This window comes from Klebsiella sp. GL120222-02, assembly GCF_003097195.1.
GTDB classification, from domain to species: Bacteria; Pseudomonadota; Gammaproteobacteria; order Enterobacterales; family Enterobacteriaceae; genus Klebsiella; species Klebsiella variicola.
In genome coordinates this window covers 243494-258315 of sequence record NZ_QEQO01000007.1, presented here as the reverse complement: position 1 = coordinate 258315, position 14822 = coordinate 243494, and the positions used below count along the sequence as shown (strand labels likewise).

General features: G+C 53.4%; 14 protein-coding genes and 2 pseudogenes. 2 read left to right on the top strand and 14 right to left on the bottom strand.

Annotation, left to right across the window (positions count from 1 at the left end; translation table 11 throughout):
- Positions 1–99: 99 nt before the first annotated feature.
- The 8 genes from N438_RS20690 to N438_RS20655 all read right to left on the bottom strand — a co-directional run bounded on the left by N438_RS20690 (position 100) and on the right by N438_RS20655 (position 4977).
- On the bottom strand, positions 100–495 hold the full coding sequence (locus N438_RS20690; RefSeq protein WP_116696460.1) for a DUF2570 domain-containing protein: 396 nt from the start codon (positions 493–495) through the stop codon (positions 100–102).
- On the bottom strand, positions 492–1043 hold the full coding sequence (locus N438_RS20685) for a lysozyme (protein ID WP_116696459.1): 552 nt from the start codon (positions 1041–1043) through the stop codon (positions 492–494). The genes N438_RS20690 and N438_RS20685 overlap by 4 nt, the downstream gene beginning before the upstream one ends.
- The gene (locus tag N438_RS20680; protein ID WP_044784790.1) at positions 1040–1321 is read right to left on the bottom strand and encodes a hypothetical protein; all 282 of its coding nucleotides are present in this window, start codon (positions 1319–1321) and stop codon (positions 1040–1042) included. The genes N438_RS20685 and N438_RS20680 overlap by 4 nt, the downstream gene beginning before the upstream one ends.
- Complete coding sequence (locus tag N438_RS20675; RefSeq protein ID WP_116696458.1) at positions 1312–1512, bottom strand: tail protein X; 201 nt, start codon at positions 1510–1512, stop codon at positions 1312–1314. The genes N438_RS20680 and N438_RS20675 overlap by 10 nt, the downstream gene beginning before the upstream one ends.
- A complete protein-coding gene (locus N438_RS20670) occupies positions 1512–2009 on the bottom strand; it encodes a head completion/stabilization protein (RefSeq protein ID WP_116696457.1) in 498 nt (165 codons plus the stop codon). Before N438_RS20670 ends, N438_RS20675 begins: the two co-directional genes overlap by 1 nt.
- Before the next feature lie 102 nt (positions 2010–2111).
- Positions 2112–3026 (bottom strand): phage terminase small subunit, encoded by a 915-nt coding sequence (gene gpM / locus N438_RS20665; RefSeq protein WP_116696487.1) that lies wholly within the window; start codon positions 3024–3026, stop codon positions 2112–2114.
- Between the two features lie 46 nt (positions 3027–3072).
- Complete coding sequence (locus N438_RS20660) at positions 3073–4119, bottom strand: phage major capsid protein, P2 family (RefSeq protein ID WP_116696456.1); 1047 nt, start codon at positions 4117–4119, stop codon at positions 3073–3075.
- A gap of 24 nt (positions 4120–4143) precedes the next feature.
- Positions 4144–4977 (bottom strand): GPO family capsid scaffolding protein, encoded by an 834-nt coding sequence (locus N438_RS20655; protein WP_116696455.1) that lies wholly within the window; start codon positions 4975–4977, stop codon positions 4144–4146.
- Between the two features lie 159 nt (positions 4978–5136).
- Between N438_RS20655 and N438_RS20650 the strand changes: the two genes are divergently transcribed.
- Both N438_RS20650 and N438_RS20645 read left to right on the top strand, forming a co-directional pair.
- Entirely contained in the window at positions 5137–6858 is a 1722-nt protein-coding gene (locus tag N438_RS20650) for a terminase family protein (RefSeq protein WP_116696454.1), read from the top strand.
- Complete coding sequence (locus tag N438_RS20645) at positions 6858–7910, top strand: phage portal protein (RefSeq protein ID WP_116696453.1); 1053 nt, start codon at positions 6858–6860, stop codon at positions 7908–7910. Before N438_RS20650 ends, N438_RS20645 begins: the two co-directional genes overlap by 1 nt.
- 440 nt (positions 7911–8350) lie before the next feature.
- Here N438_RS20645 and N438_RS20640 read toward each other — a convergent pair whose 3' ends face one another.
- From N438_RS20640 to N438_RS20615, 6 genes and pseudogenes are all read right to left on the bottom strand, one after another.
- A complete protein-coding gene (locus tag N438_RS20640; RefSeq protein ID WP_116696452.1) occupies positions 8351–8827 on the bottom strand; it encodes a hypothetical protein in 477 nt (158 codons plus the stop codon).
- 1 nt (position 8828) lies between these two features.
- The gene (locus tag N438_RS20635; protein ID WP_116696451.1) at positions 8829–9737 is read right to left on the bottom strand and encodes an endonuclease/exonuclease/phosphatase family protein; all 909 of its coding nucleotides are present in this window, start codon (positions 9735–9737) and stop codon (positions 8829–8831) included.
- A gap of 119 nt (positions 9738–9856) precedes the next feature.
- Positions 9857–10481, bottom strand: a pseudogene (locus N438_RS20630) (replication endonuclease); the annotation flags it as partial.
- 398 nt (positions 10482–10879) lie between these two features.
- Complete coding sequence (locus N438_RS20625) at positions 10880–11638, bottom strand: hypothetical protein (protein ID WP_116696450.1); 759 nt, start codon at positions 11636–11638, stop codon at positions 10880–10882.
- Between the two features lie 68 nt (positions 11639–11706).
- Positions 11707–12402, bottom strand: a pseudogene (locus N438_RS20620) (DNA adenine methylase).
- Between the two features lie 73 nt (positions 12403–12475).
- Positions 12476–14785 carry a replication endonuclease gene (locus tag N438_RS20615; RefSeq protein ID WP_116696486.1) on the bottom strand — a complete coding sequence of 770 codons (2310 nt, stop codon included), beginning with the start codon at positions 14783–14785 and terminating at the stop codon, positions 12476–12478.
- Between the last annotated feature and the right edge of the window lie 37 nt (positions 14786–14822).

The window sequence follows — 14822 nt, the reverse complement described above, 5'->3', positions numbered from 1 at the left end:
GCTTTATCGGCGTTACAGGTATCCAGTGCGTCAAGCAATGAATCTGTCCAGACAGCAAGCCCGCCCCACGTCATCGGCCTGTCCGGTGGTGGTGGAACGTCAGTTTTTGCCGTCAGACTTTCCGGTAAAGGCTCCTGAATAATCTGCGGCGCTGACTTCTTCGGCTCGCTGGTACAGGCTGTCAGCGCCAGCAGCAGGCACAGGAGCAGCGGCGCAGCCGTTACCGGCCAGTGCTGTTTTGATGTTTTCACGTCTGTTCTCTCCCGTTGCTGCTCGCTGTTGATTTAGTTTCTTCAGTCCGGCCTCAACCTGATTGACGTCCTGGCGTAGCGCCCTGACCTCGACCAGCACATCGCCGGTCTGTTTCAGTTCTTCCCGGGTGCTGGTCAGTGATTTCTCTGCCTGTTCGCGCTTATGACTTTGCCACGCAAGGCCGCTGACGGCGGCAATCAGCAGGGCAAACATCACGATGGCGAGAATGGCTGTCGCTTTCATTTCGCCCCCTTCAGCGCAGGGTCGGATAAGCACCACGCCTGAAAATCTTCCCGGCGGTTAACCAGTCCCTGCGAACGTTTACCAGCGGAATTGACAAAGTCCGTCAGCCGTTCGCAAACGCCCTTCCAGTTGCCCGCCTGCGCATGGCGCCAGAGGGTGGTTCGTACCTTCTGGCCTTTGCTGTTGGTGTACCACCCCAGCCCGGTGCAGCCGACGTTAAAGTTGCCATCGGTCATGCTTTCAAAAACCTTCTGCGGTGCTGCGGCGCCGTTAAACTCGCGGTTCGTGCACTTTTCGGCACGCATTAAATCGTTAACCCAGCGCCCGGCGATCTCACCCTCGGCGTACTGGCGATTCTCCACTTTCGACGTTGAGCCGATCCCCACCGTCAGCACACCTGCCGGGCAGTAGTACGGGGTCTTACGGCAGTCCTCGTACTTCGCCATCTTCAGTTGCGCTTCCAGGCTGGTACGCAGTGACTGCGGCCATAGCGTGGCGGCCAGCGAGATGATCGCCGCAGTTGAGCAGGCAATTATGCGTTTTTTCATCGTTGTGCCCCCCGGATACTGCGGATCAGCTCTTTAACGTCCTGCCGGTTCTCTGTATCGTCGCGAATGGCGTCGATCAGTTCGTTCAGCAGCGTGTTGTTTGTCTCCTGGATGCGTGCCATGCGACGACGATGCAGCTCGCCGAATACAGCGGCAGCAATACCGATCAGCACACCAATGGCCGCCAGCCAGTCCTTTTGCGTCATCACGCCGATGCTGGTCAGCAGCGTTGACCAGGAGTACGTCACGCCATTCCAGATGCGATTGATTAAGTCCATAGCTGTACGCTCTCCTGTGCTGCCGTGGTGCTGATTTCTGGCAACTCCACTACCTGCCCCGCCTCAAGGAAGATTTGACCGGCCAGCGCCTTATTGGCGGCCAGCACAATTTCGGTCACGCCCTGCGTGGTGCCGTAGTGCCGCTGGCACAGCAAATCCACGGTGTCGCCCTGCAATGCCTGCACTTTCATCAGAATGCCTCCGCAGAATTGCGCACGGTGCCGCGAATATCGGATATTGCCCAGCGTGCATCGCGCCACATATCATCTGCCTGCGACGCCAGCGCAACGGCGCGCTTCTCGCCCGCATCACCGGTGGTGTCCACGTCCCGATTCGTTCCGAGGATGTGCGCGCGGGCGATACTGAATACTGCCCGACGGAAGCGATGAACCTTAATACTCTCGTTGTTAACCCTGACCGCCGGGACGTCAGCCAGTCGGGTATAACCCGCCGCCTGCTGGGCGGCTTGCCAGTCAGCGAGCTGATCGAGGGCGTGGGATACCCCTTCAATAACGGCTTGCTTCAGGCGCGAAGTCGTCACCGCGCCATTGATGCGCATCTCCATGCGCACATCGCTCAGGGCGATTTCCGGCCAGAACTCCCCGGCGGTAACTTTCTCGCCACCGTCGTCAGTGTCCGGCACGTCCTCCGAAGAGGGGGTAACAGTGCGACCGGCTACAAGGCTCATCGAGTCGTCTCCTGAATGGGTGGCGGTGAGCAGACGGAGAAAAGAAAACGCAATGCGTTGCAGATCTCCGCCCGCGCCGCCAGCGCACGGGGCGCAAGTCGGTTATTTTTTAGCGGCAGGCGTTTTTTTCGCTGTTGTTTTGCGCGCCGCCGGTTTACGGGTTGTGCTTTTGCGGGTGGTTCTGGTTGCTGTGGCGCTGGCCACTACCGCCGGTTCTGGCGTTGCTGCAGCGTCGCCTGCGCCGGTGTCGTCCACTGCGGTATCGCCGCCAGCATCGCCAGCGCCTTCAATGCTATCGCCGCCATCGGTACCATCAGCATCACTGCCCCCACCTGCGCCCGCCTCTGCGGAGGCTTTTTTCACCACGCGAGCCAGTCGCTCAATCTCTTTTTTCACCCCGGCGCCCGCGTCCAGCGTCAGCGCCTGTCGCAACAGTGCCAGCGCAGTGGTCTGCTCTTCGGTTGTGCCATTGCGCAGCGCGAAGGCGCGGGCTTTACAGAGCTTGGCGCGAACCACATCGGGCATATCGCTGCCGGCGGTGAACTCTGCAACCTCATCGAGCACCACCAGATAGGACGTGACGTCGGTCGCATCGTCGGCCTTGACCTGCACCAGGATCGGATCGCAAATTTCATCAACCAGGGCGGTTGCAGCAGTGCGGTTGAACCGGTCAGGCATCAGCAGCCCATGCGTGACAACGTAGCGGCCAATACGGGCGGCCAGCGCGTAATCACCGGCATCAATCGCCCACACCATCAGAGTGACAATCACCTCATCCTGCCTGCCGCTGTCGCCGTCGAGCGTACCCTCTATCCAGCCCTCGTAATGCGGGAGTAACTGGCGTTTCATCGCCGCTTTCGCCTGGTCAGACTGCACTCGCCTTAATGCACTCTGATCCATGCGCAACCGGTGCATGATTTGCTCGTGAGCCGTTCGGGCTGTGTCCGACTGCTCGTCGGTTTTGCCATGACGTTCCGCCATGACCTTCTGAAAATGTTTTTGTGCCGGTGTCAGCATGGTTTCTTCCCCGATTAACGGCGGGCCGTAGCCCGCCAGTGCGCGGTTACTCGCCGCCCGGTGCTTCGGCAAAGGTGATGCCGTCGATAAAGGCCACGGCGCCGTAATCCTCAACAATGAAGTCGTCATTCGAGGACTGGTACGTTGCCACGCGGTTGTACTCCGGCTCCTCTTTGATCGTCCGGCGCAGACCGCCGCGCTGGTAGTAGACCGAGAGGTTTTTAAACGGCGTGATGAGGATCGCGTTACCCGGCATGTAAGGCGCGATAAAGGTCGGCATGTTGCCTACGCGCTCCTGCGCCACAATCAGCTGACCGGCCAGCATTTCGGTGTTCGGGTTGGTCTGGCTCATGGCGTTGATGGTCGGGAAGTTGCTGGTTGTCAGCAGATCGCCGGACAAAATCACCACGTTGTCAGGGTTACGCTTATGCCACTCGTCCATGAGACTGTTTTTAGCGTCATAGACCGCCGCCGCGACGTTGCCGTAGGTGCCCTGGGCGACAATGGCGTTGTTCTGGTCACGCGAGGTGATCGTCACGCCGGTAATGCGACGGTGTGCAGCTTCATTACGAATTTTTTGCAGCCAGCCGATGCCGCAATCCTGCAACAGCGGATTCGCTGCGCGGTCTGATGGGTCGGCGTAGCTGGTACCGTTAAAGCCGATCATGATGCGGTCGAGCGACATCTGACGGGCCATAGCAGAACTGATAAGCGGCTGGAAGTTCGGCTGATGCGCCCACGCATCCATTTGCGCGTAGCTGACGGCGTAGTCGTAGTTGGTTTTGCGGCACAGGTAGTTGTACGCGTCCATCTGGTCATTAGCGCCGGGATTGCGGCGATTGGTTGTGCTGTTGTTGACGCCCGCCAGCGGGCCTTTGCTGCCGATCAGGATTTTCTGGCCGATCTGCTCTTCCACGCCAAAGACGTTAATCAGCTTCAGAAAAGCATCATCCTGCTGTGCGGCCGCCTCAAGGCGCTGCTGTACGGTCGGGTCAACGCTGAACTGTGCCGCAACGGCGGCGGCGCTGACGCCGTTAAGCTGCGCCTGCCGGGCAACGTAGCTGTCAAACAGCTTACGGGTAGGGTTTCTCATGTGCGGGATCTCTCGTTATGGATATCAGTAGTCAGCAAGCTGCGCGTTATTGCCACCGCCAGCCGCAGGGCGCTGGCTGAAATTGCCGTCTGTACCTTCAAGCTGTCGGTGCAGTGCGGCAAGGTCGGTTGTCAGCTTCTGAATGGCGGCTTTGTCCTGCTGGCGCTCCTGCTCGGCAGCACTGAACTGCTCGCCCAAATCAACCTGAGACTGCGCCACAGCCTCAACAGCCTGATGCACCTGACCGAAGCGCTGATCGTCGGTTTTCTGGCCCTTGCCGAGAATACCCATCACCCGGTTAAACCACTGCTTACCCTCATCGCTGCGCTGGGCGGCCAGATCGATCACCTCGGCTTCCAGAGCTTCGGTAAACATTGGTGCCTCACCCTGCTGATTGTTAAAGGCCATCACCGATGCGCGTTGCTGTGCCGCAAACTTCAGACGATCGGTACCTAGGCTCGCCGGGGTGTCGGTCATTGCCAGTCCTACGACATAGGCCTTACCGTTGAGAGCGAACTGCGGGTGCAGCTCAATGCTGGAATAGACCTTCTGGCCTTTGTTAGTCAGCTGCACCATGCGATCAGATGGTTCGATCTCAGCATAAAGCGCCGTACGCCCGGCTAACGGGCCGTCGGTAATATCTTCTGTGCTGAGCGCCACTACATCGCCCATTGCGCCAAAATCGCTACCCGGAAACATAGAGAGATAGTGCTCAATGTTGACGCGTGCGCCGTACACCTCCTGGCTGTAATTCGCCGCCGCATCGCGGAGGTGTTGCGGCTGAATTTCGCGGCCATCCACGGTATTCCCGGAGACGGCAACGCGAAACTTCTTACGGGTTTTAGCTGTGCCTGCCATGTTCGTTTACTCGCTGTTTTTTGAGTTCCCGGAGATGATGGCAGGGGCTGGCGCACGCGCTCAACGCGTTGTTGTTGTGAGGGGATCACCACAACCAAAAGCGGGCGAAAGCACCCGCGCGCGCGGGTTAATCTCCCCGGCAGGAAGCGAGGAGGATTAATGGCGACTGAAGAAGCATTCATCATGCTGCGGGCACGGCAGCTCTACTGGCAGGGGTACCCCCCGGCGGAGATCGCGCGCCTGATGGGTATCAATCAGAATACGATTTACTCTTGGAAAAAACGTGACGAATGGGACACCACGCCACCGATCCAGCGCGTTACGACGTCCATTGATGCACGACTGATCCAGCTCACCAGTAAGGACACAAAAACCGGGGGCGACTTCAAGGAAATTGACCTGCTGACGCGACAGCTCAAGAAGCTGGACAACGGAACGCCAGCGACGCAACCGAAGAAGAAGATCCGCAAGAAACAGAACTTCTTCTCAGAGGCGCAGATCTCCGCGCTGCGGGCCAACATTATCGACTCACTGCACTGGCATCAGAAAACCTGGTATGAGAACCATCACCACCGCAACCGGGCCATTCTGAAGAGCCGACAGGTCGGCGCAACATGGTACTTTGCCCGTGAGGCGCTGTTGCGTGCGCTGTCTGACGATGTGAAGTACAAGCATCAGCTTAACCAGATATTTCTGTCGGCCAGTCGCCGCCAGGCGTACCAGTTCCGCAGCTTTATTCGTGCCGCTGCTGCTGAAGTTGATGTTGAGCTAAAGGGTGGTGACATGATCCAGCTGTTCAACGGTGCGGAGCTGCATTTTCTCGGCACGTCAGCCGCAACCGCGCAGTCGTACACCGGCAACCTGTATTTCGATGAGTTTTTCTGGGTCGGGCAGTTTGCCAACCTGAAGAAAGTGGCTGGCGCGATGGCGACCCTGAAGGGGTTGACACGCACCTACTTCTCCACGCCATCGGCTGAAAGTCACGAGGCGTACCCCTTCTGGTCGGGTGAAGCCTTCAACAAAGGCCGCAGCCATGGTAAGCGCGTGGAATTCGACACGTCCTGGAAGACGCTTAACAGTGGGGTGATGTGCCCGGATAAAATCTGGCGCCAGATCGTCACGTTGCAGGATGCGGTCGATAACGGCTGGGATCTGACTGACATTGACGAAATCCGCGAGGAAAACAGCCCGGAAGAGTACGACAACCTCTACGCCTGCACCTTCATCAAGAACGGCGAAACGGCCTTTGACTACAACATGTTGCTGAGCTGCGGCGCGGACGGCTATGACGAGTGGCCGGACTGGAAGCCCTACGCCATGCGCCCGATGGCCGATCGCCCGGTGTGGATTGGCTACGACCCCAACGGCTCCAGCGGTAAGGGCGACAGCGGGGCCATCTCTGTTAACGCGGCGCCACTGATCCCCGGCGGCAAGTTCCGCACTATTGAAACCATTCGCGTGCGCGGCATGGAGTTTGAGGCGCAGGCCGCCATGATCATTAACATGCTCACGCGCTACAACGTGCAGCACATCGGCATAGACGGCAGCGGCATTGGCGAGGCGGTTTACCAGCTCGTGAAGAAGCGCTTTCCGGCGGCGGTGTGCTACCAGTTCTCGCCAGCCAGCAAGCGCATGCTGGTACTGAAGATGCTGCAACTGATTCGCGCCGGTCGCTGGGAGTATGACCGCGGCGAATATGACCTGATCACCGCTTTCTGTGCCGTGCGCAAGGTGGTCACGCCCGGCGGTGTCATCACCTACGACACCGATCGCGCCCGTGGTGTGAGTCACGGCGATCTCGCCTGGGCGACCATGCTCGCCACCGTTAACGAGCCGCTGGGTCAGGAAGGCGGCAACACTATGACTGTTATGGAGTACTGATGAGCAGACGAAAATCCCCGCGCGGCAGGCAGCATGCCAGGGAGCAGGCCGACCTCGCCGACGCGCTGAAGTCAGCCCCCGGCCTGAGCGCGTTCACGTTCGACGGCCCGTGGCCGGTGACCGGTGCTCATGACCTGCTGGATAACATGTGCTGCGCCAATAATGGCCGGTACTACGAGACACCGATCAGCTGGTACGGACTAGCCCGCCAGTTCGGCTATGCGAGCTGGCACCAGTCGGCGCTGTTCTTCAAGCGTAACGTGCTGGCCGGGTGCTTTATCCCGCACAAGCTGCTATCGCGCCAGGCGTTCAGCGCCTTTGCGCTCGACTGGTTTGTGTTCGGCAATGCGTACCTTGAGATGCGCCGTAACCGCCTGAATGGGCCAATGGGTTTTCGTAACTCACTGGCGAAGTACACCCGCCGAGGTTCCGACCTCGATACCTACTGGTTTATTCAGTCCGGGCTTGATGATCACCAGTTCAAAACCAGTTCCGTGTGCCATGTGATCAACCCGGATATTCACCAGGAGATCTACGGCATGCCGGAGTACTTCGCTGGTCTGCTGTCGGCCAACCTGGCCCACTCCGCCGACAAGTTCCGCAAGCTCTACTACGACAACGGGTCGCATGCCGGCTGTATTGTCTACGTCAGCAGCGCAGTGGCCGACGGCGAGAGTCTTGAGAACCTGAAGAAGACGTTGACCGATACCCGACGCGGCGGGGCATTTAAAAACATCCTGCTGAGTGCGCCCGGTGTCGGCAAAGACGCCGTGCAGATCCTGCCGTTCAGTCAGATATCGGCGAAGGATGAGTTTGTCGGCGTGAAGTCCTCCACGCGTGATGACATGCTCGCGGCTCACCGCGTACCGCCGCAACTGATGGGTGCTATCCCGGAAGGTAACGGATCATTCGGCGACGTCGAGAAGGCGGCGAGGGTATTCGCGGTGAATGAGCTGACGCCGGTGATGGAAGCGATGAAGCATGTTAACGACTGGCTCGGCGAAGAGGTGATCCGCTTCAACCCTTACGCCCTGCTGGAAATCCCGAAGTAATCTGAAGGTACCGCACTGCCATTCCCGGCGGTGTGGTACCGACCTGCAGCACCACCATTCCCGGCCATGTCGGCCAACCTGCAACACCTCAATGTCATATCACCAACCAGACGCAGCCAGCGCCATTCTGGCGGGCTTTTGCCTGCCCGCTCGCCGGATGCACCGCGAAAGTGCGCGCCCGGCAGGCGGCTTTTGGCGAGGTATGCTGACCCCTTCCCTACCCCCAAAGCGCGCGCTTGCTCCCCCGCCTCGCCTGCGCGCTAAACCTGCATCTTTTTGTGCACTTTGTGCAAGCCGCCAAAGCCTCGCCAGTGCTGGTGCTGCGTAACAAAAACAATGTTTCAAAAATTGTGCAAAATTGTGCATTTTTGTGCACCCAATCATAAAGTGCGGCTCGATGTAACGGCAATCGTTTTGCCGTTACATCCAACCAAAGTAATTTAAGCTGGATCTGCATCTTTAGGCTTGGCTTTTCTATCGTAATTATTAATTTGCTCTAGAATGGCTTCACCTGTTTTGACTTCCTTCAGAAGTTCTGATAGCGCAAGCTCAAGCTCCTGCTTGTTAGAGCAAAACACTTTTTCGCCACTATATCTAATTGAACATGGATACCCAGAATCATCCTCTGACCATTCAGCAATTTCTATCCCATTCTTCCCTTCACTATCAAATATTCCTAAACCTTGATACTTCTGCGCCCCCCCAGACAGCTGCTGCGCAAGACTGAAAAAAGCTTGCGCTGTTGAATTCTCATGCTTTCGATAAAAAGTAGCATATCCAAACCTAGCTTTATTATCACTAATTTCTTTAACCTGTTCGCTTAAGTTGGAAAAAACAGAACGTATTTCCCTCTTATTATCTTCCGCTTTTTTAGCCGCAGCAATCCCTGCTAACAACGAACCTTTAAAATCTTTCATATCAACGCCTCTCGATTGATGAAATCACAGGTAAATGGTCAAATTTAGATTTTGAATTATAAATAAATCTAACAAATGTTTCATCATAAAAAACCTCTGTATTAGCCTCATCAAGAAACCAGTTACCATCCCTCACAAAACTTGATGAGAATATTATTTGATCAAACGTTCGCCAGCGATGAATCTCATCACCTTTATGATAATATGTTCCACACCCTTCAAATTCTTTATGTTCAGGAAACATTTTTCCATTAACCAAATGTCTCCAGAATGGATTATACAAAAGCCTCGGCGATTTTTTAACAAGATTTATATCTCTGGAAGCACATAATATATCAGTCAAACTTTTATTAAACGGCTCCTCGTTAAAATCTCCAAGAATTATAACATTGTTTATTTTTCTTTGCTCAATGCTAGCAAACACAGCATCCCTTAGAGCAACACTAATATAGTGTTTTTTTGTAGAATCCTCATGATCGTACAATCGACTAGACCAGTGAACCAAATATAACGTAATCGGCTCACCAGTCTCTTTTATCGTGAAATCAATTTCTTGGCCTGCATAAATATTATTTGATATATATGGCTTGCTTATTATTTCGGAGTCGTTCAATTCAAATACGTTAGATTTATAAAAAACACACAAATCAAATTTTTTTCTTCCATCCCTCATTGTTCCATCATATACAGAAAAACCAAGTTCAGAGATCCATTGAAAAATGAAAGAAATATCATCTTTAGATACTTCACATAAACATAAAACGTCAATGTTTTTTTCTTGAATCAAGCGTAATAATGTAAAGACGACATAATTTTTATGATCATCGCTAGCAGTATTTTCTTTAGAATGTGGAGACATACTTGTGTTCCACCATGCGAAGGTGATTTTTTTCTTATTTCTTGATTCCATTGCAATAAATCCCCTAAGAAAAATATAACCACCGTACTTATCAAGCACTCACTTTAAGAAGGTTGCAAATAAACGTCAATAGTAAAATATGTGATTACAAGCTTCAATCTTGCATTTACCTATTTTGGTTTCACTGCTCTGCTCCAGCGCGTGACCAAGTCACGCACTGCCCTATATTCGGAAGTTGGTTTATCTTTCTCGCCGGCGCGCCACACCTTCACCTCGCGCAACCAGCCATTGTCCGCCGCAAGCAGGCCGCCACCGTGACGAACGCGGGTACCGCCAGCGACTGATCGCACAATCTCATCACTGACAAAAATCCGGCAGCTGCGCGCCGATGCTGGCGATCACCTCTTTGGAGATGCTGTTCTTTTGCGTCGATTCCTGTTACTGCGCCTGGCGCATTGCGGCTTCGGTCTTTTTCTTCTGATATTCCGAAACCGCCGCGGCGTAGTTATCCGCGCGCCGCTCTGCCTCGATCCGCAGCTGTTCACGCCAGCGGCATTCCGCCTCTTCCGGCGTCAGGCTCATATCTTTCGCGGCGGTAACTTTTGGCCCCCACGCCAGCGCGGTTTCGTCATCAACCGACGTGCACAGGCCGCGAGCGGTACTCGTGAAGGCTTGATCTGAGCTTTCCCGGGCGGATTTTCTGAGGCTGCTAGTGATTTCCTGTCTTTACTGGCGTGAATATCGCCTCAAAACATCGATATTCAGCGGAAGTTCTGTCACTGAACTGTCGTCAGGCGCGGTTTTATCAGCTGACACCGCCGTTTCTGACGGTGTGAGACGCTATTCACCTGCAGCCTCCTTCCTTCCCATGTCGGACAACCTGTATGTCTCAGAGTCCTATTCCAATCAAACGAAGCCAGAGACATTCTGGCGGGCCCTGAACAGAAATGACCCGCCTCGTCTTAAAGCTAAACATGTATCTTTCTCTACACTTTAGCGGTCCGCCCAGGTCCCGCCAGTGCTGGTTCTGGTTCTGGTTTAGTTTCAGTTTCAGTTTCAGTTTCAGTTTCAGTTTCAGTTTCAGTTTCTGCGTAGCAAAAATACAGCTTCAAAACCTTTGCACATTTATGCACTTTTCGTGACTTCAATGACTTTATTGTCTACTAACAAAGCGAATTGGCTTAATATCTTCACTACTTAACCTTGTCGACTCCATAAAATATATATTCAACATCACTAATTTTTCTTACCACTACATTTTTATCATCAATGATAAATACAAAGTCTTTTGTTAAAGCTAGCATTTTATGCGATGAACGCAGATCACCATTTTTTGTTATAACTTGTGCTTTAACTGTATTCTCATCTCTATATGCATTCATAATAGGTATGTAAAGTATTGACATAACTATTTGAAATGGTATCGGGGACATAAAAAACAAAAAAATAGCATGTTTTATCTTTTTTTTCCTTTGAATATTCCTCACAAAAGAAAACAATGATATCGCTGAAGAAAAAAGCGCAACAAAAATTGCATACAATGCTCCTACAAGATAGTTCTTTTGCTCATATGACAAGCCATCAATATTAAGAATCGGCATCACTAAAAAACTCGACAAAGTATAAAAAAACAACAATAAAACAGACCAAGCTAGGTAATAACTTGTACTCACATCTTTATATATTTTTTTTAGAAACCTGAAGACACCCAATGCCTTTCTCTTGATCAAATACAACAAGAAAAAAAAGAAAAACATAATACAATTAACTGTCACAAGCGTAAAAACGAGTAAGGGAACGGATCTCTGAAGCCCGTCAATATATGAGAAGTAATCATAAAAATTTATTCCAAAGTATTTCCAATAAGCATAATTATACAAATAACAGTACAAACCAATTGCCAAAGTTATTACCGCCACCCATTCTGTTATTTTAAAATTTTTACTTTCCATCTGGAATATACCTCCTCTATAAAATAGCTGTAATCAATATTATTTATTTAATGTGAAACTTACGAACATTACTCTTCCAAGGAGCTTTGGGCTACCATTATTGTCATCCTCTCTGCGGAAGGTAAAGAGGCAAACGTTCCCTTCCAGCGCTGCGCTTTTCGCTTAATCCGATAACGGTCATTTTAGTCCTTACCGGCGAATGCATGCGAGTACGTGGTATCCTCCTAGTACTTCATCCAGATCTTCTCCGTTCGCACTCCGCCGCGTGTCATTGCCTGAAATTCCTTGCTGCGCTAGCCCGGTAAGGCGTTGTCATAAACCGAAGGGGGATTGCCCGATACGATTACACTCACATTTTCAGGCATCGAGCAAAAGCAATGCAGCAGACGGCAATGATCGCCAACTGTGTTTTCATGCTGATAGCCCGCGGAGCTGCTGCGCTTTTCATGGAGATAAGGCGGATCAGAATAAATTAAGACGCGGCCGGCAGAGACGTAATCGAAACAACACAAGAACTCGACGGCATCGCCAGCATCAATAAACAGGGTGTCCGCCAGTCTATCCAGAAAATCAGGGTTGCCCTGATTAAACGCCTCGACGGTTTCCGGGTCAATATCGATCCCCCAATTATGCAGCGCTGGTAGCTTGCGCAGCATCACAGCGCCGCCGCCCAAGTGCATTTCAATGTAGGTATCATGCGGCGGCATTTCGGCAATGATTTTTTTATAAACACCGCTGGCCACTTTGCTTCCCAGATAGCTCATATTCGCCAAGCCTCAAAAAATAGCTCTGCAGCACCGCCAAGAATGACGGTACTCGATAGAATATCCAGCATGGTTATTTCTGGCGGTAGCGATGACTTACACCCAACCGGCTCAACCAGCTATTAATCTGCGTTTCTGCTGAAACCGGGATCTTACCTTTTACTCGGATCAAATCACCGGCACTGGTTGCGATGTAAAAGTGACTACCCAGCCGCACGCGATGACTGGCCATCAAGGCCAAAAGTTCTCCGGTACCCAAATCGAAGCCAACCGAACTTGCAAAATCACGGAGTTTTTCTGCCTGCGGTGAAAGCACCGGCATCTCCCACTCCGACGAAAGTCTCCACATCTGCCTTTTCTCCTTCTCTTCTGCTGCCTTCGCGCTAAGCCTGCGGCCAACATCTCTCTTTTCCTGTCTCGTCATCGCGTCAAAATCGATCATGCGATCCTCTCCGTCACCACCTGCGCCCGGGACGGGCGTACAGTTATTGACAGAACTCCGAGGGGCCGCTGCGCGGCCTTCTAAGGTCAAATTCTCGCCCGACGACGGCTTACACTTCGGAACAATTTTGTAATCAGCGGTGCGGGTAAAAATGATAGATTCACGGATTGTGAAGGGGCAATAGACGCCGGTGATTTTGGCGACCGTGTCACCATAATCATTGCCATCCTCGGTATATTCGTAATTGAGACGTACGCGCACACAGTCGCGAGATACCAACGGGCCGCCCTGGGCGTGGTTGTAGCCCGGCCAGTCCGACGCGTCAGCAGCTGCGCGGGCCTCTTCGATCTCGGGATGCAAAACCAGCTCGCGATTACCTAACCGGCGCAGCTCGCGCCAGGTAGTAACTGGCGCACCGCCGATCTGTTGAAACTGGCGGATATTCCAGCGCGATGCCCACGCACGCACGCGCTTTGCCATCTCTTTAACAGGCTGGCCAGATTCGTCGTCTAACTCGCCGTCCATGCCGTAGCCGTCGATATTTTTAGAGATGTACTTCGCGATATAGCCCGTTGCAGAGCCAAATTTTTCATCAATCGGCGTAACGGTAAACCGGTGCTCCTGCGCGCCCGGCTCGTTGCCGTCCTCTTTCAGGGCGTGCTTGCGGAAAACCGCCGTTGCAAACTCCACCTCTTCCGGGTGGAGAAACAGCAACAGATGCCAGTGTGGCGTTCCATCATGGTGCGGTTCAGCAACGCGAAAACCGAATGCGCGGATCCCCTCGCGTCCCCATTTCGCACGGACACGCGCCCACACTTTGCAGAGGTATTTCTGCGTCTGGCGCGGGCTGGCGTCGCGATATTTATCGTTGCGCCTGCCTGATTTTACGTGCGTGGAGTGATATCGAGACGGCGCAGTCAGCGTATAGAACATGCCAACCAGTCCCATTTCTTTTGCCATATCCTCAAAACCGCGCATGCGCACCATCAGCTCGGCGCGGGCGTTTTTGGGGTTGGATGTGCTGCTCATAACTTTATCAAGCAGCGAAGTGCGCTCGCCGGTGTCCTGGTCTTCCAGCTCCATGGCCTGAAGAAATTCAAAGTTTGCCTTTTTCTGGGCTATCCATTCTTTGAAGCAGGGATCTGAGCAGTACGGCGACGCCACTTTACTGACGTAGCCTGCGGCGATCATGAGGTGCTCACGCCAGCGATCATGTATCCGGCGGATTTTCCCTAACCACCACTTTTCTGACTGAAGGCGGGCAACAGCACGCAGGGCCTCTTCGGCTTCCAGCTCCTCTTCGCAATACCGGCCCCATGCAGGGATCGCGATATTGAGCGTCGTCGCCTTGCTAGCGATGTAGCCGTAAGCGTAAAGCGTGGAAAACTCCACATCGGCGTTTTTCTCGTACTGGAAATCAAACTCGCGCATAAACTCGCTTTTCATCAGATTTGCAAGCTTATAGGCCAGTCGTTTCAGGCGCTTTTTATCCGCCCAGGGCAATAGGTGAAAGTCATCACGAAGGGGAACAAGGATCGCCGGGAGCGCGCTTTGTGGCAAGTATTGGGCGTTAACCGCATCGACACGGCGTAACACATGGCGCTCAAACGTGCTGAACAGCCAGCGCACGGCCTCTTTTGGGTCCTGGTGCTCGAGGGATTCCAGGCGCAAAGAGAATCGCTTACGGATAAACGCTGGCAGAGCCTGAACCCGACGGCGCAGGTAGTGAGCGCGGCCTTTACGATCGAATGCTTCCCGCGCGGCACCCTCACGCGGGCGCATGGGGGTGTGATAGACCGTATCGACCAAATCCGCATAAGCGAGCGTCTTCCGCTCGCCTTCCGGGTTAAGATACTCAATTGCGGAATCTGCGGCGTCGCCGGGGTTAATGGCCTGTCGTTTGGCGTTCCAGTTCCATGCTAAAGCGGTAGTATCAGACATCATCCACCGCTTCCGCATTTTTTATGCTGACGGTCTT

What these genes read in the sequence shown, in the direction of transcription:
- N438_RS20660 (WP_116696456.1), bottom strand. Translation starts at nt 4,119, where the DNA reads ATGAGAAACCCTACCCGTAAGCTGTTTGACAGCTACGTTGCCCGGCAG.
- N438_RS20625 (WP_116696450.1), bottom strand. Translation starts at nt 11,638, where the DNA reads ATGGAAAGTAAAAATTTTAAAATAACAGAATGGGTGGCGGTAATAACT.
- N438_RS20650 (WP_116696454.1), top strand. Translation starts at nt 5,137, where the DNA reads ATGGCGACTGAAGAAGCATTCATCATGCTGCGGGCACGGCAGCTCTAC.
- N438_RS20670 (WP_116696457.1), bottom strand. Translation starts at nt 2,009, where the DNA reads ATGAGCCTTGTAGCCGGTCGCACTGTTACCCCCTCTTCGGAGGACGTG.
- N438_RS20675 (WP_116696458.1), bottom strand. Translation starts at nt 1,512, where the DNA reads ATGAAAGTGCAGGCATTGCAGGGCGACACCGTGGATTTGCTGTGCCAG.
- N438_RS20680 (WP_044784790.1), bottom strand. Translation starts at nt 1,321, where the DNA reads ATGGACTTAATCAATCGCATCTGGAATGGCGTGACGTACTCCTGGTCA.
- N438_RS20685 (WP_116696459.1), bottom strand. Translation starts at nt 1,043, where the DNA reads ATGAAAAAACGCATAATTGCCTGCTCAACTGCGGCGATCATCTCGCTG.
- N438_RS20690 (WP_116696460.1), bottom strand. Translation starts at nt 495, where the DNA reads ATGAAAGCGACAGCCATTCTCGCCATCGTGATGTTTGCCCTGCTGATT.
- gpM (WP_116696487.1), bottom strand. Translation starts at nt 3,026, where the DNA reads ATGCTGACACCGGCACAAAAACATTTTCAGAAGGTCATGGCGGAACGT.
- N438_RS20655 (WP_116696455.1), bottom strand. Translation starts at nt 4,977, where the DNA reads ATGGCAGGCACAGCTAAAACCCGTAAGAAGTTTCGCGTTGCCGTCTCC.
- N438_RS20645 (WP_116696453.1), top strand. Translation starts at nt 6,858, where the DNA reads ATGAGCAGACGAAAATCCCCGCGCGGCAGGCAGCATGCCAGGGAGCAG.
- N438_RS20615 (WP_116696486.1), bottom strand. Translation starts at nt 14,785, where the DNA reads ATGTCTGATACTACCGCTTTAGCATGGAACTGGAACGCCAAACGACAG.
- N438_RS20635 (WP_116696451.1), bottom strand. Translation starts at nt 9,737, where the DNA reads ATGGAATCAAGAAATAAGAAAAAAATCACCTTCGCATGGTGGAACACA.
- N438_RS20640 (WP_116696452.1), bottom strand. Translation starts at nt 8,827, where the DNA reads ATGAAAGATTTTAAAGGTTCGTTGTTAGCAGGGATTGCTGCGGCTAAA.